Annotated in this window: 21 protein-coding genes; 8 read left to right on the top strand and 13 right to left on the bottom strand. The window is 36.7% G+C overall.

Annotated features, from left to right (window positions below; translation table 11 throughout):
- Window positions 1–5: 5 nt before the first annotated feature.
- On the bottom strand, window positions 6–788 hold the full coding sequence (modA, locus tag F4694_RS06365) for a molybdate ABC transporter substrate-binding protein (protein WP_179596073.1): 783 nt from the start codon (window positions 786–788) through the stop codon (window positions 6–8).
- Between the two features lie 143 nt (window positions 789–931).
- The gene (locus F4694_RS06360; RefSeq protein ID WP_179596072.1) at window positions 932–1,174 is read right to left on the bottom strand and encodes a YkuS family protein; all 243 of its coding nucleotides are present in this window, start codon (window positions 1,172–1,174) and stop codon (window positions 932–934) included.
- A 99-nt stretch (window positions 1,175–1,273) separates the two neighbouring features.
- On the opposite strand from F4694_RS06360, the gene F4694_RS06355 reads away from it, so the two are divergent.
- Window positions 1,274–1,405 (top strand): YuzL family protein, encoded by a 132-nt coding sequence (locus F4694_RS06355; RefSeq protein ID WP_133367054.1) that lies wholly within the window; start codon window positions 1,274–1,276, stop codon window positions 1,403–1,405.
- A gap of 40 nt (window positions 1,406–1,445) precedes the next feature.
- On the opposite strand, the gene F4694_RS06350 is transcribed toward F4694_RS06355, so the two are convergent.
- The 3 genes from F4694_RS06350 to F4694_RS06340 all read right to left on the bottom strand — a co-directional run bounded on the left by F4694_RS06350 (window position 1,446) and on the right by F4694_RS06340 (window position 4,869).
- Complete coding sequence (locus tag F4694_RS06350) at window positions 1,446–3,068, bottom strand: ABC-F family ATP-binding cassette domain-containing protein (protein ID WP_179596071.1); 1,623 nt, start codon at window positions 3,066–3,068, stop codon at window positions 1,446–1,448.
- A 401-nt stretch (window positions 3,069–3,469) separates the two neighbouring features.
- The gene (locus tag F4694_RS06345) at window positions 3,470–4,069 is read right to left on the bottom strand and encodes an SCO family protein (RefSeq protein WP_179596070.1); all 600 of its coding nucleotides are present in this window, start codon (window positions 4,067–4,069) and stop codon (window positions 3,470–3,472) included.
- Between the two features lie 95 nt (window positions 4,070–4,164).
- On the bottom strand, window positions 4,165–4,869 hold the full coding sequence (locus F4694_RS06340) for a Crp/Fnr family transcriptional regulator (protein ID WP_179596069.1): 705 nt from the start codon (window positions 4,867–4,869) through the stop codon (window positions 4,165–4,167).
- Window positions 4,870–5,806: 937 nt separating this feature from the next.
- On the opposite strand from F4694_RS06340, the gene F4694_RS06335 reads away from it, so the two are divergent.
- Window positions 5,807–7,738: an endonuclease MutS2 gene (locus tag F4694_RS06335; protein ID WP_179596068.1), complete on the top strand. Its 1,932-nt coding sequence runs from the start codon at window positions 5,807–5,809 to the stop codon at window positions 7,736–7,738.
- A gap of 12 nt (window positions 7,739–7,750) precedes the next feature.
- Here F4694_RS06335 and F4694_RS06330 read toward each other — a convergent pair whose 3' ends face one another.
- Window positions 7,751–7,897 carry a hypothetical protein gene (locus F4694_RS06330; RefSeq protein ID WP_179596067.1) on the bottom strand — a complete coding sequence of 49 codons (147 nt, stop codon included), beginning with the start codon at window positions 7,895–7,897 and terminating at the stop codon, window positions 7,751–7,753.
- Window positions 7,898–7,999: 102 nt separating this feature from the next.
- Between F4694_RS06330 and F4694_RS06325 the strand changes: the two genes are divergently transcribed.
- Complete coding sequence (locus F4694_RS06325; RefSeq protein WP_179597069.1) at window positions 8,000–8,185, top strand: cold-inducible protein YdjO-related protein; 186 nt, start codon at window positions 8,000–8,002, stop codon at window positions 8,183–8,185.
- A 44-nt stretch (window positions 8,186–8,229) separates the two neighbouring features.
- Here F4694_RS06325 and F4694_RS06320 read toward each other — a convergent pair whose 3' ends face one another.
- From F4694_RS06320 to yhfH (F4694_RS06305), 4 genes are all read right to left on the bottom strand, one after another.
- The gene (locus F4694_RS06320; RefSeq protein WP_179596066.1) at window positions 8,230–8,481 is read right to left on the bottom strand and encodes a transcriptional regulator SplA domain-containing protein; all 252 of its coding nucleotides are present in this window, start codon (window positions 8,479–8,481) and stop codon (window positions 8,230–8,232) included.
- A 20-nt stretch (window positions 8,482–8,501) separates the two neighbouring features.
- A complete protein-coding gene (locus F4694_RS06315) occupies window positions 8,502–8,672 on the bottom strand; it encodes a hypothetical protein (RefSeq protein WP_179596065.1) in 171 nt (56 codons plus the stop codon).
- 105 nt (window positions 8,673–8,777) lie between these two features.
- Window positions 8,778–8,912 carry a protein YhfH gene (gene yhfH, locus F4694_RS06310; RefSeq protein WP_179596064.1) on the bottom strand — a complete coding sequence of 45 codons (135 nt, stop codon included), beginning with the start codon at window positions 8,910–8,912 and terminating at the stop codon, window positions 8,778–8,780.
- Window positions 8,913–8,994: 82 nt separating this feature from the next.
- A complete protein-coding gene (yhfH, locus tag F4694_RS06305) occupies window positions 8,995–9,129 on the bottom strand; it encodes a protein YhfH (protein ID WP_179596063.1) in 135 nt (44 codons plus the stop codon).
- 304 nt (window positions 9,130–9,433) lie between these two features.
- Between yhfH (F4694_RS06305) and F4694_RS06300 the strand changes: the two genes are divergently transcribed.
- Window positions 9,434–11,977: a PAS domain S-box protein gene (locus F4694_RS06300; RefSeq protein WP_179596062.1), complete on the top strand. Its 2,544-nt coding sequence runs from the start codon at window positions 9,434–9,436 to the stop codon at window positions 11,975–11,977.
- A 128-nt stretch (window positions 11,978–12,105) separates the two neighbouring features.
- A complete protein-coding gene (gene fdhF, locus F4694_RS06290) occupies window positions 12,106–14,187 on the top strand; it encodes a formate dehydrogenase subunit alpha (protein ID WP_257029158.1) in 2,082 nt (693 codons plus the stop codon).
- A 66-nt stretch (window positions 14,188–14,253) separates the two neighbouring features.
- Here fdhF and F4694_RS06285 read toward each other — a convergent pair whose 3' ends face one another.
- Together F4694_RS06285 and F4694_RS06280 are read right to left on the bottom strand one after the other, a co-directional pair.
- A complete protein-coding gene (locus F4694_RS06285) occupies window positions 14,254–15,555 on the bottom strand; it encodes an MFS transporter (RefSeq protein ID WP_179596059.1) in 1,302 nt (433 codons plus the stop codon).
- Window positions 15,556–15,759: 204 nt separating this feature from the next.
- A complete protein-coding gene (locus F4694_RS06280; RefSeq protein ID WP_179596058.1) occupies window positions 15,760–17,259 on the bottom strand; it encodes a nitrate/nitrite transporter in 1,500 nt (499 codons plus the stop codon).
- A 275-nt stretch (window positions 17,260–17,534) separates the two neighbouring features.
- Here F4694_RS06280 and F4694_RS06275 point away from each other — a divergent pair, with 275 nt between their 5' ends.
- Together F4694_RS06275 and F4694_RS06270 are read left to right on the top strand one after the other, a co-directional pair.
- Window positions 17,535–18,683 carry an acyl-CoA dehydrogenase family protein gene (locus F4694_RS06275; protein WP_179596057.1) on the top strand — a complete coding sequence of 383 codons (1,149 nt, stop codon included), beginning with the start codon at window positions 17,535–17,537 and terminating at the stop codon, window positions 18,681–18,683.
- Between the two features lie 124 nt (window positions 18,684–18,807).
- Window positions 18,808–18,960 (top strand): hypothetical protein, encoded by a 153-nt coding sequence (locus F4694_RS06270; protein ID WP_179596056.1) that lies wholly within the window; start codon window positions 18,808–18,810, stop codon window positions 18,958–18,960.
- A gap of 59 nt (window positions 18,961–19,019) precedes the next feature.
- On the opposite strand, the gene F4694_RS06265 is transcribed toward F4694_RS06270, so the two are convergent.
- Entirely contained in the window at window positions 19,020–19,199 is a 180-nt protein-coding gene (locus F4694_RS06265) for an H-type small acid-soluble spore protein (RefSeq protein WP_179596055.1), read from the bottom strand.
- A 450-nt stretch (window positions 19,200–19,649) separates the two neighbouring features.
- On the opposite strand from F4694_RS06265, the gene F4694_RS06260 reads away from it, so the two are divergent.
- A complete protein-coding gene (locus tag F4694_RS06260; protein WP_179596054.1) occupies window positions 19,650–21,698 on the top strand; it encodes an LTA synthase family protein in 2,049 nt (682 codons plus the stop codon).
- The last annotated feature ends 54 nt before the right edge of the window (window positions 21,699–21,752 follow it).

Raw genomic sequence — 21,752 nt, 5'->3', positions numbered from 1 at the left:
AATCATCAATCCAATACTATAAAACCGTATTTTTCAAAAATAGTTTTTGCTGTTTTCCCTTGTAAGTAAGATAAAAATAGTTCAGCCTCTTTTTTATTAGCTGACGATTTTAAAATGCCTGCAGGGTAGATAATCGAATCATGGGTTTGTTCATCTGCAGTTGCGACAATTTTTACTTTATCAGATACATATACGTCTGTCATATATACAATACCTGCATCAACATTTCCTGTTTCTACATAAGTGAGAGCCTGCCTAACATCTTTTGTTTGAATAACAATTGGTTCGAGATGTCCCCAAAGACCGAGATTTTCGAGTGTTTGTTTTGCATATTTTCCTGCTGGAACAGATTCTGGTATACCAATGGCAATTTTATTAATCTGGCTAAGCTTTAAATCCGAAAATCCGTTTATGTTCGCAGGATTTTCTTTGTTGGTGACCAAAACAAGTTGGTTACCTAATAAATCAACCTGAGTTTGTTTATCAATAAATCCTTTTTGGGCTAGCTCATTAAAGGGGTCATGTGCAGCGGAGAGGAAAAGATCAACGGGTGCTCCCTGGAGAATCTGTTGTTTCAATGCACCAGAACCACCAATATTATATAAAAGTTTTATCTGAGGATTTTCGTTCTCGAAACTCTTTTTGATTTCAATTAATACTTCATTAAGGCTGGCTGCAGCAGAAATGGTTAGTTCTACTGGTTCTGACTGTTGGGAGTCTTTGGTTGAACATGCCGATAGGGCAATTAACATAAAAATGACCAAACCAACAAGAATAGGGTTCTTCATTCAATACTTCCTCTCAAAATCTATCAAAGTGTCTTTTATCATTATACCGAATGAATATTCTTCCTAAAAGTATTGAATAAGAAAAAAACTGCCTGGGCGGCAGTTTTAAGTATTAATCCATCATTGTCCTATGTTGTTTGAACCTATTGAAGTCTGCTTTCTACCTGTTGGCATACTTCATCTGCACTCATCCCATTAGCTTCAATAACCGAACCTTTTGTAAAGGTATCCTGCATTCCCATAACATTTGAATCTAAGCCAGTTACAACACAGCAATCGCAATTTTGTGCATCGGATTCCTGTCTAAGTTGAACTACATCATGTCCCTTTTCCCTTAATGCTTCTAGAACATCTGTTAAGGATTCTTCTACTCCAATTCTTGCCATACAAAACACCTCCTCCTGTAGATTATCATGCCAAAGTTTCAGTGAATTATTCTGTATAACTCACGATTAACTTCAAAAACTAAAGAAGGAGGTGTTACAATGGGAAAGCGTAAAAAAGATCCATCCACTATTGGCTTAGCTTCACCACAAGTAGAAGGCCAAGGAACAACAACAACAGAGACAGGTACAAGAGAAGCTTCTTCATCACGCAGAAAACAAAAGAAAGACTAATAAAGAAAAGCGGGCATCGAATGCTCGCTTTTCTGTTACTTTATTGATTATACATCTCTGCAACTTGTTTTTGAATTTCACTATTTTCAAGATATTCATCGTAAGTCATTTGTTTATCGACTAATCCATTTGGAGTTAATTCGAATACCCGGTTAGCAATGGTTTGGATAAACTGATGGTCATGTGAAGAAAAGATAAGGGACCCTTTAAAGTTTATCAAGCCATTGTTTAATGCCGTAATGGATTCCAAATCAAGATGGTTTGTAGGCTCATCAAGAAGTAAAACATTAGCTCCGTTTAGCATCATCTTCGAAAGCATACAACGAACTTTTTCTCCTCCTGATAGAACACTTGCTTTCTTAAGCACTTCTTCACCAGAAAACAGCATTCTCCCTAGAAAACCGCGTAAGAAACTCTCACTTTCATCTTTTGGAGAGAACTGGCGAAGCCAATCAACCAGATTCAATTCGCTGTTTTCAAAATACTCGGAGTTATCCTTAGGGAAATAGGCTTGAGAAGTGGTAATACCCCATTTGAAGGTACCGCTGTCAGCTTCCATTTCACCCATTAGTATTTTGAAAAGAGTTGTTTTCGCAACTTCATTCGGTCCAACAAGAGCAATTTTATCACCTTTGTTCATAAAAAAGCTTACGTTATTAAGGACTTTTACGCCATCAATTGTTTTTGTTAATCCTTCAACCATTAATAAATCATTTCCAATTTCTCGTTCAGGTGTAAACCCTACGAATGGATAGCGACGGGAGGAAGGTCGAATGTCGTCTAGCGTAATTTTATCTAATAACTTCTTCCGAGAAGTAGCCTGCTTTGACTTAGAAGCATTTGCACTAAATCGAGCAATAAAAGCCTGAAGCTCTTTAATTTTCTCTTCCTTCTTTTTGTTGGCATCAGAAGTCAGTCTTGAAGCTAGCTGACTTGATTCATACCAGAAATCATAGTTACCAACATAAATTTGAATTTTTCCAAAGTCTAAATCAGCAATATGAGTACAAACTTTATTTAAGAAATGACGGTCATGTGATACGACAATGACTGTATTTTCAAAGTTAATTAGGAACTCTTCTAACCATTGAATCGCCTTAATATCTAAGTGGTTCGTCGGCTCATCCAGAAGTAATACATCAGGTCTGCCAAACAGGGCCTGCGCAAGAAGAACCTTTACCTTTTCTGAACCAGTTAATTCAGCCATTTTCTTATAATGGAGGTCTTCGCCGATTCCTAGACCCTTTAATAGAATAGCTGCTTCTGGTTCTGCTTCCCATCCATTTAATTCAGCAAATTCACCTTCAAGCTCAGCCGCTTTCATTCCATCCTCATCAGTGAAATTTTCCTTCATGTAAATGGCATCTTTTTCTTGCATTACTTGAAATAGTCTTGCATGCCCCATAATAACGGTCTTTAGAACTTCGTGTTCTTCGTATTCAAAATGGTTCTGTTTTAGTACTGCCATCCGTTCGTTTGGACCAAGCTGAATCGTTCCGGTTTGAGATTCAATTTCTCCAGAAAGAATTTTTAAAAATGTTGATTTTCCTGCGCCGTTTGCGCCAATTAGACCATAGCAATTTCCAGGAGTAAATTTAATGTTTACGTCTTCGAATAACTTACGGTCACCATATCTTAAACTTACGTTACTAACAGTTATCATCTATAATATCCTCCAACAGCAAAATATCTACTAATTATACCATTAAAATAGGTGAAGAGCGAATTCTTTGTTGAATGGAACATTTTAATAGGAGAATATAAAATAAAATGCAGAAAATTTTTCTAATTTTTTTTCCTAGTTTTCACACTTTATTCATATTTTTGTTGTAGAATTATTTAAAGAAGTATTGAAAGAATAAAGTAGGTGAGAAGTATGTCGAAAAAGCAACTTACTGAACTCGTAAATAAGTTAAAACAGGCGGGAATAAAAGCAAGTTTAACAAAACCCAAGTCCAACTACCTATTATCTCTACAGCAAATAAAAAAGTATCCTTCTTCCGTGAATTAAATAGGTATTAAAAAGCGATTAATCCCAAGGACTAACCGCTTTTTTATATTCTCTTATTCAATTTCATCCATAATCTCTTTATAGACTTCCTGCTTATCAAACTCTTCTCCCATTGGGAACTTAGAAATGTATTTATTATTTTCATCAATCAAATAGGTAAAGGATGTATGAACAAATTGACCATTACCAGGGTCTTTGTATTGAAACTGCAGTGATTCTGCAACTTCCCTAATCTTTTTCTGATCAGCTTTGATATTTTCCGGGTCACCCGTTAGGAAAATCCAATTGTTGGAATTAGGAATTTCAAAAGCGTTCATATATTTTTGTAACACTCCAGGTGTGTCTCGGTATGGGTCAATGGTAATCGTAACAAACTCAATTTCTTTTCCGAAAACATTGCTTTTTTCTAAATCATTCTTTAATTGCACCATCTTTTGGGTAGTGGTGGGGCAAATATCCGGACAATTCGTATAAATAAATTCCACAAGTTTTAGTTTTTTATCTTCTCCAAAATTGAATGTTTCTCCATTTTGGTTCACTAAAGTGATATTAACTGGTACTTTAGCACTTGCATCTCGAATGAGAAAAAAAGAAATTCCAGCCGTAATCAATAGGAACACTGCCAAGCTACATATAAGATAGATTTTTTTCATGATTTCTCCCTCCTACCTATAAAGATAAAGAAGTTTTTTGTAAAAAGATGTGGACATTCCGTGAACAAACTAGCTTTTTACTGGCAATGTGCGATCTAGTCAATCGTACAATGGGAAACTGGGCAGTTTTCACAATCATTTTCACGTTTAAGAAAATCGACATTATGAATAATTATTTTTTTATGGTTAATAGAAATTATCTTCTCCTTTTTCAACTCAGTCAGCATCCGGCTGACGATTTCCCTTGCGGTACCACAGAAATGTGCTAAATCCTGTATAGTAATAGGTACCGTGAGATGTATTCCATCTTCTTTGCTCAACCCATAACTGTTTGAAAGTCGAATTAAGGTAGAATAGAGAGCACCTTTTTTTCCAAAGAGCACTAGATCTCTGAATTTAGTCATTGTCCTCCTAATATGATCATTCATCCACCTGATAAACTGATAGCCTAAATTGCTGTTTTGAAATAAAGCTTTTTCGAGGGAGTCTAACTGTATGCCAGCCACTTGCCCGTCTTCCGTTACTCTGGCATTAAAAATATAACGGGGATCCTCGGTAAAAAGGGTTAACTCCCCAATTATGTCATGCTCAGAACATAGGCGTAAATATAGCTCTTGCCCTTCGGCATTCATTTTTGATATTTGTATCCGTCCGGAAAGGATAAGGTACATTTCAGAAGCAGGCTGTCCTTCTTGAAATAGAAACGATCCTTTTTTTACTTCAATAATCCTTCCGGCAGAATGTAAAAGTTCGATTAATTCATTGGTAAGAAGGTTCTCTGTTTGAGTATCCGTAGTCATATCTCCCACCTGTTCTATTTATTTGACCTACTCTTATAATAAGTGTTAAACAAATGAAGAAATAGTCAAATGAAGGTCGATATTGTTAAACATTTTTGACATTCTGCATATAATAAGGCTGTGTTAAAGTAGACTGATGATTTTTAAACCTGTTGATTAGAGCGGAAGGCGCTTGATCCTCAAAAATGCTATCGCATTTTCTTCGTGCGGTGATTATTCGAGGGAGTAAATTCAAAGTCCTGCGGGATGCACGAGCTGAGTGAGACCCCACAGGTCGGAACGACCGAGGAGAAGGAAAAGCGGAGGCGCCTTGTTCAGACCCGACAAGCGCTGGAGGGCCTGGCGGTGAAGTCGCTCTTTGACTTCATCGTCAGGACCGAAGTGACTCGAGGGTCTAGGCGCTGTAGCTAGACAGGCTCACGGGCGAGCCCGCGGAAAGCATAGCGCCTCGTGACAGGCAAAGACCGCCTGCCACTGCGATGATTATTCAAAGAAGCTTTCCTTAGTGGAGCGCAAATCAACAGCCCAGTTTAACACAGCGAATAATGGGATATCGTTTAACATTAATTCATTTTGACAATTACTGCTGGTTATTGTATTCTTTAAAAGAGTCAATATTTTCTAAATAAGGGAGTATGTTGTATGTTAGGTGTCGTTCTTAACTAATCCAATCAATTGGATATTTTCATTCCTGTGCAGCCTTGTTCATTTTTTATAATGAATGAAGGTTTATTTGAGTACGGTATTGGAATGAAGTTAAGAACAATGGGCATACCAAGCATACATGATTTTCCGTGCTGCTGTGTACAATCCTGTAGACAGTTTTTTTATGGATAAATACTGTATATGAAAACGAGCAAATACTCGTTTTATTTAGCTTAGCCGCAATGACATTGTTCATTGCGGCTATTTTTATTTTATTTTGGAGGGAAAAACATTGAATACTCATACATTTAAAGTTTTGGAAGTACAAGAAATTAAACAGAAAATAGCGGAATTTGCTTTAACCAATGAAGGGAAAGAAAAGATCTATAATCTAGCTCCATCAACACATCTAAAGCAAATTGAAGCATGGTTAGATGAAGTTTCTGAGGCAGTTGAAATACTCAAAAAGAGCTCAAGTGTTCCTGTTCATGGACTTGGCGGGATGGAGCAAATCTTGGCTAAATTAAACAAAGGGACTGCGCTGTGTCCTGATCAATTATCCAAGCTATATGATTTTTTAGATTGCTGCGGGAAGATGCGCCGGTTCATGAAGGATAAAGAATATTTGGCACCAAGAGTTTCATCATACGTAGAAGCAATTAAGGAGCTGCCTGACCTTGCAGAGGAAATTATACGTTGTATCCGGAATGGAAGGGTAGATGATTATGCTTCCAAAGAGTTATTGAAGATAAGAAAACAGATCGCTATTCATGAGGATCGGCTAAAAGAAAAAACCATGCAGCTTATTCGCTCCAACAAATATAAAACCTTTTTACAAGAGAACGTTGTCAGCCAAAGAGATGGAAGATATGTTATTCCTATTAAGAAGGAATACCGAAATAAAATTAAAGGTACTGTGTTAGATACTTCTGCTTCAGGTTCAACCTTATATATTGAACCCGAAGAAATTGCTGTTTATCAAGAACAATTAACGTGGCTCTTAACAGATGAGGATGTTGAAGTCCAAAAGGTTCTAACCTACTTAACGGGGCTCGTTGAAGAGAAAGAGCAGCAAATTCGAATAGCTATCGAAACCATGGTCCATTATGATTTTTTGTTTGCAAAGGCGAAATATAGCAGGTCCATTAATGGCGCAAAAATTAAGGTGAATGATGAGAAGCAGATAAAGTTACTGCAGGCAAAGCACCCGCTCCTAGGTGATAAGGCCGTTCCGTTATCATTAGAGATGATGGAAGGAAAAAGTGCACTCGTCATAACAGGTCCGAATACAGGTGGGAAAACAGTAAGTATAAAAACGGTAGGTTTATTGACACTCATGGTACAGTGCGGTCTCCATATCCCTGCTTCCGAAGAAAGTAACCTTAGTATTTTTCAGCGTATCTTAGTGGATATTGGTGATGGTCAAAGTATAACTGAGAATCTTAGCACTTTTAGCTCACGGATCGTCAATATCATTGAGATCCTCAAGGATACCAATGACCAGAGTCTAGTTCTCCTTGATGAGCTTGGTTCTGGAACCGATCCAGGGGAAGGAATGGGTCTTGCAACTGCGATATTAGAACAGCTATATCACAAAGGATCAGTGCTATTAGCCACGACACATTATAGTGAAATCAAAGAGTTTGCGGAAGAACATCCGGGATTTATTAATGGATCAATGGAATTCGATATTGAGTCACTCAGCCCCACCTATCGGCTAATTATAGGCAGAGGAGGAGAGAGTCAAGCGTTTGCCATCGCTTTAAAGCTAGGAATTCATCCAAAAATCATTGAGAGAGCCCATTTAATCACGTATAAAGAAATGAAAACCTATGAAAATAAAGAAACTGATAGTTGGAAACAGAAGGAATTAGAAAAACAAGTCATTGTTAATAAATACAAGAATAGGAAAAAAACTGTTGTAAATCCTGATGTAAATATAATTCAATACAGTCAAGGGGATAATGTGAGGGTTTCCCCAACAAATGAATTCGGGATTGTTTATAGCGGTCCTGATCAGCTGGGAAACTATGTTGTCCAAGTAAAAGGGGAAAAAATAGCCATTAATCACAAAAGAATAAAACTATATATCGCAGCTGAGGAACTCTACCCCGCTGATTATGATTTTGATATCATTTTTGAGTCGAAAGAGAACCGGAAGAAAAGTAAGATACTTGCCAAAAGGCATGATGGTGAAATCATCATTGATCATACGGATAAATAAAAGTCAGCCTTCCTACTCGGAAGGCTGACTCTTATTTGCATATTTTTTTGCAAGCAGCTGTTTCACCTGGTTATAACTTAGGCCTGACTGATTATTTAATCTCTTTACTTCTTCAATATCAGTTCCTACTACAGTTAATTTTTTTTCGTTCGTTTTCATATAGATTTTATTCCTTCCTTATATTGTTTATGGTAAAGATTGTTTTTTTAGCAATGAAAATGACATTTTTGGTACATACTATAAAAAAAGGAGGCGGTTCCCATTTTTTATGGTAAAAGGGCTAAGGATGAAGAAGTTGAAGTAATTATGCTTGAAACTGAAATCTATTCTTGTATGGATAATGCATGTATCGGCTGGATGAGAAAGGATTTTGTAACGGACGACCTGCTTTGCCCAATGTGTGGTAACGAAATGGCTGCAGAAATTAGAGAGCTTCCGAAAATATAAAGAATAAAGTATTTAAAAAGACTGTCAAAATAAATGACAGTCTTTTATTCTTCTCCAAAATCAAAAAAATGACCCTCAAATGCCTTTTGTGCTGATTCAGAAGTAGGGAATAGAGCATCATCATCTTCAATAACATGAAAGGTCTCGTTTAGGAACAATGCAAGTGCATTGGGATCTTTTGGGTGAGCGACAATTTCTGCTGGTTTGATATTCGCAACAGTTGGTACATGTGGATTTCGATAGATCACAAACACTTCGTCTCCAGGCTTAGCACTAGAAATATCAACAATATCCATATCCATTTACCTTCCCTTAATTACAAATTTTCATTCTGTTGGCGAATTTCATCACCGGTTATCATGATATTTGCGTCCTCAAGTTCCTTATGTTGATCAACAGACTCACCAGGAACATATTTTTCACTAGGATAAATACCTCCATGTATGGATGTTTGTTTCTTCTCGGATGAACTAGATTCCTTACCCATTACAAACACCTCCTTTTTTAAGCTTTTGCTTTCACTATTGGGTTTATTCCTTCCTTAATTTTGCAACAAAAAAACTCCCTGATATAGGGAGCATGGTAACTTGTTCTATTCGTCTTTACTAGCTAGACAGCGATCACATTCCATTAAGTAGCTTTCTGCTTGTTCTTCCATATGCTGCCCACACTCTGGGCATTCTTTTTTTGGTAAAGTGCGGAAAAATTCAACTGGACTAATTAACATTGAAAAAACCTCCTCTTTTTTAATACAGTCTATTAACCCTTAGTTTGTTGTAGTACAGCGTGAACAAAAAAATATTTTCTGTCTATTCTTCTCTTTTTGCTAAACAGCGGTCACATTCCATTAAGTAGCTTTCTGCCTGTTCTTCGATGTGCTGCCCACATTCTGGACATTCCTTTTTTGGCAAAGTACGGAAAAATTCAACTGGATTCATTAACACTTAAAATTCTCCTCCTTTTTTAATACAGTTTATTAACTTTTCATCTGTTGTAGTACAGTATAATCAAAAAAAGTAAATTTGTGTAGTCCTTTTTTGAAAATATTTTATCTTTTTTGAAAAATGATACATTTACCCTGCATTTTAATTTTGTGCACGCGTGCTCCATATTATGTATGTGGAAACAGTTATATATCGTTAAAATAATATAAATTCGACAATTTTGTGAACAAAAACACTTCCCTACAGTAATGGTATCCATTACAATCAAAGTAAAAGAGATTAGGTAAAAGGGGGGATGCTGTAAATGGATACAGTGTCAGCTGAATTTCATCCATTTTTAATTGTTATTGCCATAGGATTAACGTTTATGGCTTCATATACAGGTTTAGACATGTTTACCTTAATAAAAAATTCAAAGAATAGTAAAAGGCTTTTATTTCTTGGCGGCTCTTTAGCAATGGGGGTAGGCATATGGGTAATGAATTTCCTAGGGTTAATAGCGGCTGATATAGACCGCTTTTCAAGTTACCAAATACCCCTGACGATTTTGTCTATCTTTATTGGGATCGCCTTTTCAGGGATGGCTTTCATTCCTCTGTTTAGGAGGGTTATTAGAAGAATTCATTTATTTATTGGGAGTTTGTTCTTAACGACCGGTGTTTTTGCTATTCATATAATAAGTATATATGCAATGAACCTGACGATTGAATACAATGTTCCGCTTTTTATATTCTCCGGACTATTGATCTTTGGGTCTTTTTTATTTGCTTTATGGATCCTTTTTTCTTCAAAAACCTATTCAAAAGGAAGTCAAACCTGGTTAAAACCAATTAGTGCTTTGATAATTTCTGGCGCAATTGCAGAAGGGCATTTTCTTTTAAAAAGAGCTTCAACCATTATTTCAAACAATAATAATTTAAATGGATCTATCAATGAAGAGACATTTTTAATCTATTTAGTTTTATTTGTCACAGTTTTAATTATTAGCGGGTTAATTGCTTCAAGTACGTTGATTAGTAAGCAGCTTGCCGAATCCGATACGAACTTGAAGGATATCAAAGCGGCTTTGGATGCTTCGACAATTGTAGCTATTACAGATGCTAAAGGGACGATAATATTTGTAAATGATAAATTTGAAGAAATCTCTAAATATAGTAAGGAAGAAATTATCGGAAAGAACCATCGCCTATTGAATTCAGGATATCACTCAAAAGAGTTTTTTCAGGAATTATGGTCAACTATTCAATCTGGAAAAATTTGGCGGGGGGAAATTAGAAATAAAGCCAAAGATGGCTCTCTTTATTGGGTGGATACTACCATTGTTCCTTTCTTAGATAAAAAAGGTAATCCAGTTCAATATATTGCTATTCGATCTGATATTTCCAATCGTAAGAATGCAGAAAAGGCATTGTTGGAATCTATTAAAGAAACTAGAGATATCACCTTTGCGCTCGACCAATCTTCCATAATTGCCATTACTGATCAAAAGGGAAAAATTACAAGTGTAAATGAAAAGTTTTGCGAAATATCGAAATACAGTCGTGAGGAATTACTTGGTGAGGATCACAGGATATTAAATTCAGGCTACCATTCACGGGAATTTTTTAAAGAACTCTGGCGGACGATAGGTCAGGGAGAAGTGTGGAAAGGTGAAATATGCAACCGCGCTAAAGATGGAACCCTTTATTGGGTAGATACAACCATTGTTCCTTTTTTAAATGATAATGGGAAGCCATATCAATACGTTGCCATTCGTACTGATATTTCCGATCGAAAAAAAGCAGAAGAGCACTTAAGAGAATCAATTAAGGATAATACAGACATCCGCTTTGCACTTGATCAATCTACGATTGTGGCATTTACAGACGCCAGAGGAATCATTACAAGTGTAAACGATAAATTCTGTGAAATCTCAAAATACAGCCGTGAAGAGATTATTGGGAAAGATCATAGCATCCTAAATTCTGGGCATCATTCCAAGCTGTTCTTCAAAGATCTATGGAAAACAATTGGGGAAGGGAAAGTTTGGAAGGGGGAAATTAGAAATAAAGCAAAGGATGGAACATACTACTGGGTAGATACAACCATTGTTCCTTTCTTGAATGAAAATGGGAAACCATACCAATATGTAGCGATTCGTAATGATATTACGGAACGAAAGAAAACAGAAGAGATTGTCCATCGTCAAGATAAGTTGGCGGCTGTTGGACAATTAGCAGCAGGAGTCGCGCATGAAATTCGCAATCCGCTTACATCGATGAAAGGTTATGCAGAGTTCCTTACATTAGATGAAAAGGACCCCGAACGTTTAGAATTTATTAATATTATTCTCGATGAAATTGAACGGGTCAATACGATTGTGGAGGATTTCATGGTTTTGGCAAAACCGAAGATGGTTGAACTAGAAGAAAAGAATGTGGTTCCAGTGATTAAAAATGTAGTATCACTATTTGAATTTGAAGCGAGGAAGAAGCATGTGAAGCTTTCATTAGATTGCCCACATGAAATTATCCAGATTGAATGTGATGAAAACCGTTTAAAGCAGGTGTTTTTAAACTTTATTAAAAATGGTATCGAAGCCATGCCAAATGGCGGCGAATTGCATGTTAGAACCATGATTCATGATAACAATGTCCAAATCTCGATTCAGGACACAGGCGTCGGAATACCAAAAGAAAAACTAAATCAGCTTGGTGAACCATTCTATACAACCAAGAAAAATGGTAACGGACTAGGATTAATGGTCAGTTTTAAAATTATTGAAAATCATAATGGAAAAGTGTTCGTTGAAAGTGAGCCAAATAAAGGCACTACCTTTAATATCCTTTTACCCGCAAAACCAGCATGATTAAAACGGAAGATTTTATCTTCTGTTTTTTTTTTTTTTTTTTTATTTTTCAAAAAATAGACAATTATTTTTTAAAATAATTAAGCTACTTTTTGTTTGAATAGATTAATATGTTTATATAAGTATAAATGTTTAATTTAGGAGGGGAAAATTTGGGAGAAGCAAATTTCGTCAAAACTATTTGCGGTTATTGCGGCACAGGCTGCGGTTTAGTACTTGAGGTAAAGGATAATCGAATAATGAAAATTCGCGGTGACAAAGAGGCACCTGTTAACAAAGGGCAAACCTGTGTGAAAGGCGCTTTTGCCTATGAATATGTTCATTCAAACAATAGATTAAGTAATCCGCTGATTCGAAAAGCGGGGATATTAGTTGAATCAACTTGGGATGAGGCCTACCAATTTATTGCAGACAAATTGTCGGGTATAAGAGATACATGGGGATCAAATGCGATTTCGATGTTTGCCTGTGCGAGAACCACAAATGAGTCCAATTACATTACGCAAAAGTTCATGAGAACTGTGATAGGCAGCAACAATATCGACGGATGTAACCGTACTTGACACGCTCCGAGTGTTGCCGGTCTGGCAACTGTATTTGGAAGCGGTTTCCCAACGAATACGTTAGAGGATTTTGATAGAGCAGAAGTATTGCTGCTAATGGGTTCGAATACGACCGAGGCCCATCCAATCATAGCAAACCGAATCAAAAAAGCAATAAAAAATGGTTTAAAGGTAATTGTTATTGATCCGAGAAAAATTGACATGGTGAAATTTGCTCACCGGCATCTCCAAATCAATGTTGGGACAGATATAGCACTGATAAATGCTTTCCTACGGGTGATTATTAAAGAAAACTTATATAATGAAGAGTTTATTAAGCAATTTACAATCGATTTTGAGTCATTAAGAAAACATGTTGACCAGTACACACCTGAATATGCTGCTTCCATTACGGGCTTGAGTGCTGAGGATATTGTAACAACAGCAAGGGAATATGCTAGTTCGAGTGGTTCGATGATTGCTTATACGCTTGGGATTACGGAGCACCATTGTGGTGTGAATAATGTCTTTGATATAGCGAATCTTGCTTTATTGACAGGCAATATAGGTAAGCAGGGGACAGGAATTATGCCGTTACGTGGACAAAATAACGTCCAGGGCGCAGGGGATATGGGTTGTTTGCCAAACCAATTGGCAGGTGCAATGAGTTTAGTGAATGATGAGTACCGTGAACGCTATGAGAAAGAATGGAATGTCATCCTCAATCCTCATGTAGGTGATACACAAACGAGAACCTTTGACAGACTAGAAAATGGTGAATTAAAGGCGCTTTACATCATAGGAGAAAATCCATTGCTTGCGGATGTTCATATGAACCATACGAAAGAGTTAATGAAAAAGCTGGACTTGTTAATTGTTCAGGATATTTTCCTAACAGAAACTGCTAAAATGGCAGATGTTGTTCTTCCTGCTTGTTCATGGGGAGAGGTTGATGGAACTTACACCAATACGGACAGAAGAATTCAAAGAGTCCGTAAAGCCGTTGAGCCTGGGCCAAATGTAAAAGAAGATTGGGTTATTCTTTGTGAGCTTTCAACCATAATTGGATATCCAATGAACTATTCAAACAGTGAAGAAATCTGGAATGAAGTGAGAAAACTTGCTTGGGAGATGTATGGTGGTATTTCTTACGAAAGACTTGAGAAGGAATACAGTATCCATTATCCATGTCCAACGGAGGACCATCCAGGGACATTTGTCATGCATGAGAGATTTCACAATCAGCAGTCTAATGCTAAGAAATCACCTTTTGTTCCAGTAGATTTCACACCTCCTTTGGAGCTCCCGGATCAAGAGTATCCATTTACGTTAACAACTGGAAGACGGTATGAGTCTTATAATACACATTCGCAGACTCGCTATTATGCTGCGGGAGTGAAGGTGAAACAAACAGAAGAAACCATTGATATTCATCCGGACGATGCTCGAGTACTTGGGATAACCGACGGTGATGTGGTAGAAGTACGATCTCGTAGAGGAGAGCTGAAGGTGAAGGCGAAAATTACCGATCAAGTCGTTCCTGGACTGGTATTCATGAGCTTCCACTGGAGTGAAACACCAACGAATGTCCTAACATTAAACGAATATGACCCGATTTCAGGAACGGCAGAATACAAAGCTTGTGCAGTTGCTATTTCACGAATATAAACAGAAGGCGCGGAATGAATTTTCCGTGCTTTTTATATAGAACAAAAAAGGAAAACAAGCCGGGGATTATCCGGCTTGTTTAACCAATTGCTTAACTTCTGTGTTTTTTCTTTGGTAGTAGAAATAGTTTAGTGCAAACGCAATGACATAGAAACCAATGAAGAAATAGAATGCTGTTACGTAAGAACCTGTTGTATTAATACTCCATCCAAAAAGTTTAGGAATTAAGAAAGATCCATAAGCTGCAAATGCAGCAGAGAAACCAATCACAGGTGCAGCTTCTTTAGGGATGAATATGGTTGGAATCATTTGGAATGTTGAACCTGAACCAATACCTGAAGCTAGGAATAGAACAAGGAATGATCCTAAGAAACCAGCAAACTCATTAAGGTTTAAGAAGTAAATAACGCCTATTGCACCAATGGCCATTACAACAAACACATAAGCTGTTACTCGAACTCCACCGAATTTATCAGCCATCCAGCCTCCAACAGGTCTTGCTGCAGCTGCAACTAAGGCACCAAGGAAGGCAAGTGAGATATATTCAGGGAACTGTGACTTCAATAAAAGCGGGAAAGCCGCTGAGTAGCCAATAAATGAACCGAATGTTGCAATATAAAGTACTGTCATAATCCAAGTGTGTTTACGTTTTACAATTACAAATTGATCAGCTACTGATTGTTTAGCACCTGGAACATTATCCATTTTAAAGTAAGCCAGTAATGTCATAATCACGATAGGGATGACCCAGATGAATGCAGCATTTTGTAACCATATTTGTTGACCGTTTGCTAATACTTGACCTTTACCAGCAAATGCGAAAGCACCAGTTGTAACGATTAATGGTGTGACAAATTGTACAACAGAAACACCCATGTTTCCTAAACCGCCGTTAATACCTAAAGCAGTACCTTTTTCTTTTTTCGGAAAGAAAAAGCTAATATTTGCAGAGGATGATGAGAAGTTCCCTCCACCGAGTCCACAAAGTGCTGCTAACAATAACATAATTGAAAAAGGTGTATCCGGATTTTGTACCGCGAATCCAATACCAATAGCAGGAATAGCTAAAACGCCTGTTGAAATGACTGTCCAGTTTTTACCGCCAATGGAACCGACTGCAAAAGTATAAACAAATCGAAGGGTTGCACCGACAAGACCTGGTATCGCTGCTAGTGTGAATAGTTGTTCATCTGTAAAAGCAAAGCCAATATCATTGAGTCTTATTGCCACCACAGACCAAATCTGCCAAACAATAAACGCCAGCATTAATGATGGAACAGAAATCCATAGATTCCGCTTTGCATGTTTTTTTCCTTCTGAGTTCCAAAACTTTTCATCCTCAGGATTCCAATAATTAATTCGTGCCATATTTATCTCTCCCCTAAATCCACATTTTTTAAAAGTGGATGTTCTTTGTGTATTCACTATAAAACACATGCTAACATCATTTTTGTGACGAACGTCACAAAAATAGTGAAGGAACTGTGAACTTAGGGTGAAAGTCAAAAAGTTGTAATAATTTTCGCTGAATCTGCATTTTTTTTGATAAAAATAGACCCTCCGATGAAGGTCTTATTTCTTTTGGTCATCCACTTCATGAAACATAGCAACATAATTCTTTGTTTCACCACTGTCATCTCTAATTGCGGTAATGGTTAACCATTCTTGATAGATTTCTTGATTTTTTCGTTTGTTCCAAATGAATCCTTCCCAGTAGCCTGCATTAATCAAACTATCCCACATTTTTTTATAAAAAGCATTATCATGTTCTCCTGATTGAAGGACACTAGGTGTTTTACCTATCACCTCATCCATTTTGTATCCGGTAATTTTGGTAAAAGCGGGGTTCACGCTTTGAATAATTCCATTTTTATCCGTAACAGTTATTCCGTCAGTAGCATTATTGACAATTTTTGCGGAAATGTCCTGTTTTTCACGAAAGTAGAGCCAGACGACTAATATTGAACTAGCTAATGAAAACTCTGAAAGCGACATAAAACCGATAGCATAATGTCCAGTCCAATTAAAGAGAATAGTCAAAATGATGGGGGGGAAAAAGCCTCCAAGCCCGCCCATTGCAGAGACAATACCATTTACGATTCCTGCTTGTTTCGAAAAATATAAAGGAACTAATTTAAAAATTGTTCCATTCCCAAGTCCTGCACAAATAGCTACGAATAAACATCCAAACGAATAGATGGGCAGTGATGGAGTAAAGGCCAATAGAAAACCGGCAAAAGTCAATCCGGTGAAGACACCCATTAAGATAAAAAAAGGATTTAATTTATCTCCAAGCCACCCTCCGACTGGACGAAATACAGTAGCCAAAGCAATAAAGCCAGCAGTACGTAATCCGGCATCGACTTTCTCCAAGTCAAAATGATTGACTAGGAATGAAGGCAAATAGATCGTAAATGCTACGAACGAACCGAACGTGATGAAATAAAATAAACTTAAAAACCATAACTTTTCATTTTTATAAACTTCTTTAATTTGGTCCGTTAATGGATTGTTAACTTTTCTCTCATTCTTATCACCAAAAAGAAAATTCAAAATAGCAAAGACTAAAACAACAACAAGGAATATTTGAATCGTTGTTCTCCATCCAAACGCATTTGCTAGAACAGGTGAAGCAAACGATGTAAGTGCAGTTCCGATGTTACCAGCACCATAAATTCCATTAATAAAGCCATGTTTTTCTTTTGGATAATATTTGGGCAGTGAAGTAACGCCGATAGAAAATACTGCTCCGCCAATACCAAGCATCAATCCGCCCAAAATTAACATAAATAACGAATTAGCAGTACTTAGAATCCCAATTGGCAACAATAAAATAATAAAACTAATTGAAAATATTGACCTAGCACCAAATCGATTTGTCCAATAACCAATCGGAACTCTTAACAAAGACCCAAGAATTACTGGTATTGCAGTTGCCAAAGATATTTGAGTTGATGATAGATTGATATCTGCTTGAATGTAAGGCATGAGTGAGGAAATTAGCACCCAGACCATAAAACCGGCCACAAGGCTTGTAGTTTGAAGATATAATTGTTTTGCACCTTGAGACATTTGGAATCCCCCCTTTATTTCCAATAAGTGTAGTATTTCCATTAATGCTATACAACCGGATTTTTTCATACAAATAGACAATTCGGAAAATTTTTCTCAGTGTATTATAAAACAATTTTCGATATTTAACTGTGAGTTATCACACTAAACTATTAATATAGTATTAAATTCTTTTAAAATGGAAAAAAACTCCTCATTCGTGTAATATCATACTCAAATCATTATATATATGGAAGGTTAATCGTTATTACATGTATAGTTCGGAGGGGGATTTTATGAAATTTCAAGAAAAAGAAACATTTGATGAACAGTTAGAGCTGATGAATAATCTATCAAAACGATTTTTCTCAAGAGCTCATCAGGTTGATATCGATGGAAGTTTCCCATTTAAGAATATTCAAGATTTAAAAGATACGGGTTATACCTCGTTAACTGTTCCAAAGAAGTATGGCGGGAAAGAAATTTCACTATATGACATGCTACGTTTTCAAGAAAAAATTGCTGAGGGGGACGGAGCAACTGCCTTATCCATTGGCTGGCATATGGGGATTATCAAAAACCTCTCAGAAAAAAATTCTTGGAATGAAAGTATTTTTAAAAAGATCTGTGACGACGTTTTAAATGGTTCTTTAATCAATAGTGCAGCTACAGAGCCGAGAACAGGAAGTCCAACCCGAGGTGGCAGACCTGAAACCACTGCACATAAAGAAGGAAATCAGTGGATTATAAAAGGTAGAAAAACCTTTACTACAATGGCACCTGTTTTAGATTATTTCATTGTTAGTGCCACTTTAACAGATACAAAGCAGGTAGGAAACTTCCTTATCCCCAGATCTGCAAAGGGGATTTTGATTGAAGAAACGTGGGATAGTATTGCCCTGAGGGGAACAGGAAGTCATGATTTAATCTTGCAAAATGTATCTGTTCCTGAAGAATATTTTGTGGAACAGATTGGAATGGATGGGAAGAAAGCAAGTGGCTGGCTCCTGCATATTCCAGCTTGCTATCTAGGAATTGCAAAAGCAGCAAAAAAATATGCGATTGAATTTGCGTTAAAATATTCTCCTAATAGTGTCGAGGGCACCATTATAGATTTACCCAACGTTCGACAAAAAATAGGGGAGATGGAATTGAAGTTGATCGAATCAGAGTATTTCTTACAAGCTGTAGCGAAGCAATGGGATGAATCTGAAGAACAGAGCAGAGCGAAGATGGGTCCTACTTTAGGAGCTGCAAAATTAACGGTTACGAATAATGCCATCGCAGTAGTGGATTTGGCAATGAGATTAGTGGGAGCGAGAAGTTTATCTTTAAAAAATCCTCTGCAGCGGTACTATCGAGATGTCAGAGCAGGACTTCACAACCCCCCGATGGATGACATGACCATCCAACTCTTAGCAAATACTGCTATCCAGGATATATGAAAGTAGTAAAGAGACCAACCTTAAAGGGTGGTTTCTTTACTATGATACATGTAAGATCCTTCATAATATTTGGTTGATTAATTTGCTCGCACCTTGAACATTTTAACTATAAGGGGTGAAGACAATGCCAAGAGGTAAGGAATTAAGTCAGCTTCCTAAGTCTAATACCAAAGTAGACGTAGGCACAAATACAAGAGAGGTCCTTAGTAAAGGTTTTGATCAACAAGTTAAACCTCAGCCAAGAGACATAGATAAGGAAAATGAAGACATGATTTAGGCAGAATTGGACTGGCATATAAAAAAATACCCCACCTTTAAAGAAAGGTGGTGGTATTTTTATTCTTCGATAAGTTCTCCAATTTCCACGGTCGTACGTTCTTCAAGAGGGCCTCTCAGATGAACAGTTGCGGTTCTTCCATCCTCATTTAATTGATCAATCCAGACGGATGCTCCATTATATTTCACTTCAATATCTGCAGAAGACGACAGAATTTGCTTTACACGATTAACATTCATTTCTTTCACTCCTCTTTTCATTGTCATTTTATTTTTACCTTTATGTGGAATTTAATTCGTATAAAATGTAACCGCTTTTCTCCATTATAAATAGTTCTAAAAGGATAGCTTGTATTATATTCTGTAAAAGATAAGACTAAAATCATATTGCATGCCCTAAACTTACGGTTTATGATTACTTAGAAAAAGATCCCTCCTAAAAAAATGAAACTTAATGAGCTTCTAACCGTCTTATATAAAAGAAGTTCATATCATGATAAATTTTAAGCTTTCAGATTAAATTGACCAAGCTTATCGTAATAATAATTTAATACCCAACTATTGTGAAAATTGACGAAAGAAAATTGGGTATTAATGGGAAGGGTTATGTTTTTATTTTTATAGAAATATGTTATAGTTATTGAGGTTCGTTTACCGAAGGGTCATTGGTAAGTGAGAGGAGAAATAGAAATGAAAAAGATTAAACTGCCTAAAATAAAAAATAATGGATCGATTGCTTTCTTTGCAATTGCTGTTGTTTTATTCTGGCTAAAAACCTATGCAGCTTATCAAATTGAATTCACACTTGGAATTGATAATAACCTACAAAAGTTCCTTTTATTCATTAACCCGCTAAGTTCAGCATTGTTCTTTTTTGGTTTAGCATTACTTTTCAAAAAGCGTATGAAATTAGTATTGATTGTAATGAACTTTATTCTGTCGTTTTTATTGTACGCGAATATCGCTTATTACAGATTCTTTAGCGACTTTATTACGGTTCCGGTATTGATGTCAACGAAAACCAATGCAGGACAATTGGGAGATAGTGCTCTCTCCCTAATGTCTCCATTTGACTTCTTATACTTCTTGGATTTCTTTATTTTAATTATTCTTGCTGCCACTGTCTTTAAGAAGGCTGTGGTGGAACATAAAAGGTCATTTAAAGTGGTCTTATTATTTGCAGTCACTGTTTTCTTATTTAATCTTGGTTTGGCTGAAAAGGATCGTCCACAGCTTTTGAGTCGTTCATTTGATCGAAATTACTTAGTCAAATATTTGGGTGCCTATAACTTTACCATCTATGATGTCATTCAAAACATTAAATCTTCAGGTCAGCGCGCACTTGCAGACAGCAGTGACATTACAGATGTTGAGAATTACCGGAAAGCTAATTTCACAGCACCTAACCCTGAATATTTTGGTAAGGCCAAGGGAATGAACGTAGTATATATTGCAATGGAATCACTCCAGAGCTTTGCAATTGATTATAAAATGCCAGATGGACAGGAAGTAACACCTTTCTTGAATTCCTTAGTACATGGGAATGAAGCCTTTTATTTTGAGAATTTCTTTCATCAAACTGGTCAAGGAAAGACATCAGATGCAGAATTCTTGATGGAAAATGGATTATACCCAATGGCTCAAGGTGCTGTATTTGTCAATAAAGCACAAAATACCTACCAGGCTATGCCGGCGATTTTAAAAGGTAATGGTTACTATTCCGCTTCGTTCCATGGAAATTATAAAACATTCTGGAACCGAAATGTGATGTACAAGGCATTAGGATACGATCAATTTTTTGACGCGGAATATTACAATATGACTGATGAAAATACTAAGAATTACGGTTTAAAGGATAAGCCATTCTTTACTGAATCAATGCCATTACTTAAGAGCTTACCACAGCCGTTCTATACAAAGTTTTTAACTCTTTCAAACCATTTTCCATTTGAAATGGACCCTGAGGATACTGAGTTTCCTGCGGGCGACACAGGCGACAAAGTAGTTGACCAGTATTTCCAAGCAGCACATTATATGGATGAAGCGATTGAACAGTTCTTTAATGACCTGAAAGCATCAGGTTTATACGATAATACTGTTATTGTCATGTATGGGGACCATTACGGTATTTCGGAAAATCACAACGAAGCGATGGCAAAAGTACTTGGAGTTGAGGAAATCACTCCAACGTTAAATACTGGCTTACAGCGCGTTCCTTTATTTATTCATGTTCCTGGAGTAAAAGGTGGAGTTCAGCAGCAATATGGAGGTCAGGCTGACGTTCGTTCAACAATCCTGCACTTATTAGGAATTGATACAAAAGATTATATGGAACTTGGGTCTGATTTACTATCTCCAGACCACCGAAATTGGGCTTTATTTAGGAATGGTGATTTTGTTTCACCTGAAATTGTTCAGGTCAAGGGTAAATGCTACAGTAATGTAACGGGAGAATTACTCGAAGGTACTAACGCATGTAAGGAAATAGCAGATAAAGCAGCTGCAGAGCTTCAAATATCTGACGAAATTGTTTATAAAGACCTTTTACGCTTTTATCAACCTGAGGGATATACTCCTATAAATCCAAATGACCTCGAATATTTAGCTCCAAAAGCTAAAAAAGAGGTAAAGGAAACAGAAGGTATAACGGATACTGATAGTACGGATTCTCTGGAAGGTACAAGTGAAGCAGAGACGGAAACAGAAAGCATAAAAACATCCGATACTGCAAATGAATAATAAATGAATATAAAAGTAAAGTGGGGCTTTCATTAAAGATGAAGGCTTCTTTTT

The sequence above is a fragment of the Neobacillus driksii genome, from assembly GCF_013409995.1.
In the GTDB taxonomy this organism is placed as follows: domain Bacteria; phylum Bacillota; class Bacilli; order Bacillales; family Cytobacillaceae; genus Neobacillus; species Neobacillus driksii.
The sequence above is the reverse complement of the archived record's forward strand: the minus strand, read 5'-3'. Positions and strand labels throughout refer to the sequence as shown.

Excerpts from the sequence above, each read along its gene's own strand:
- modA (WP_179596073.1), bottom strand. The coding sequence starts at position 788 with ATGAAGAACCCTATTCTTGTTGGTTTGGTCATTTTTATGTTAATTGCC.
- F4694_RS06360 (WP_179596072.1), bottom strand. The coding sequence starts at position 1,174 with ATGGCAAGAATTGGAGTAGAAGAATCCTTAACAGATGTTCTAGAAGCA.
- F4694_RS06355 (WP_133367054.1), top strand. The coding sequence starts at position 1,274 with ATGGGAAAGCGTAAAAAAGATCCATCCACTATTGGCTTAGCTTCACCA.
- F4694_RS06350 (WP_179596071.1), bottom strand. The coding sequence starts at position 3,068 with ATGATAACTGTTAGTAACGTAAGTTTAAGATATGGTGACCGTAAGTTA.
- F4694_RS06345 (WP_179596070.1), bottom strand. The coding sequence starts at position 4,069 with ATGAAAAAAATCTATCTTATATGTAGCTTGGCAGTGTTCCTATTGATT.
- F4694_RS06340 (WP_179596069.1), bottom strand. The coding sequence starts at position 4,869 with ATGACTACGGATACTCAAACAGAGAACCTTCTTACCAATGAATTAATC.
- F4694_RS06330 (WP_179596067.1), bottom strand. The coding sequence starts at position 7,897 with ATGAAAACGAACGAAAAAAAATTAACTGTAGTAGGAACTGATATTGAA.
- F4694_RS06320 (WP_179596066.1), bottom strand. The coding sequence starts at position 8,481 with ATGGATATTGTTGATATTTCTAGTGCTAAGCCTGGAGACGAAGTGTTT.
- F4694_RS06315 (WP_179596065.1), bottom strand. The coding sequence starts at position 8,672 with ATGGGTAAGGAATCTAGTTCATCCGAGAAGAAACAAACATCCATACAT.
- yhfH (WP_179596064.1), bottom strand. The coding sequence starts at position 8,912 with ATGTTAATTAGTCCAGTTGAATTTTTCCGCACTTTACCAAAAAAAGAA.
- F4694_RS06300 (WP_179596062.1), top strand. The coding sequence starts at position 9,434 with ATGGATACAGTGTCAGCTGAATTTCATCCATTTTTAATTGTTATTGCC.
- F4694_RS06285 (WP_179596059.1), bottom strand. The coding sequence starts at position 15,555 with ATGGCACGAATTAATTATTGGAATCCTGAGGATGAAAAGTTTTGGAAC.
- F4694_RS06280 (WP_179596058.1), bottom strand. The coding sequence starts at position 17,259 with ATGTCTCAAGGTGCAAAACAATTATATCTTCAAACTACAAGCCTTGTG.
- F4694_RS06275 (WP_179596057.1), top strand. The coding sequence starts at position 17,535 with ATGAAATTTCAAGAAAAAGAAACATTTGATGAACAGTTAGAGCTGATG.
- F4694_RS06270 (WP_179596056.1), top strand. The coding sequence starts at position 18,808 with ATGCCAAGAGGTAAGGAATTAAGTCAGCTTCCTAAGTCTAATACCAAA.
- F4694_RS06265 (WP_179596055.1), bottom strand. The coding sequence starts at position 19,199 with ATGAATGTTAATCGTGTAAAGCAAATTCTGTCGTCTTCTGCAGATATT.
- F4694_RS06260 (WP_179596054.1), top strand. The coding sequence starts at position 19,650 with ATGAAAAAGATTAAACTGCCTAAAATAAAAAATAATGGATCGATTGCT.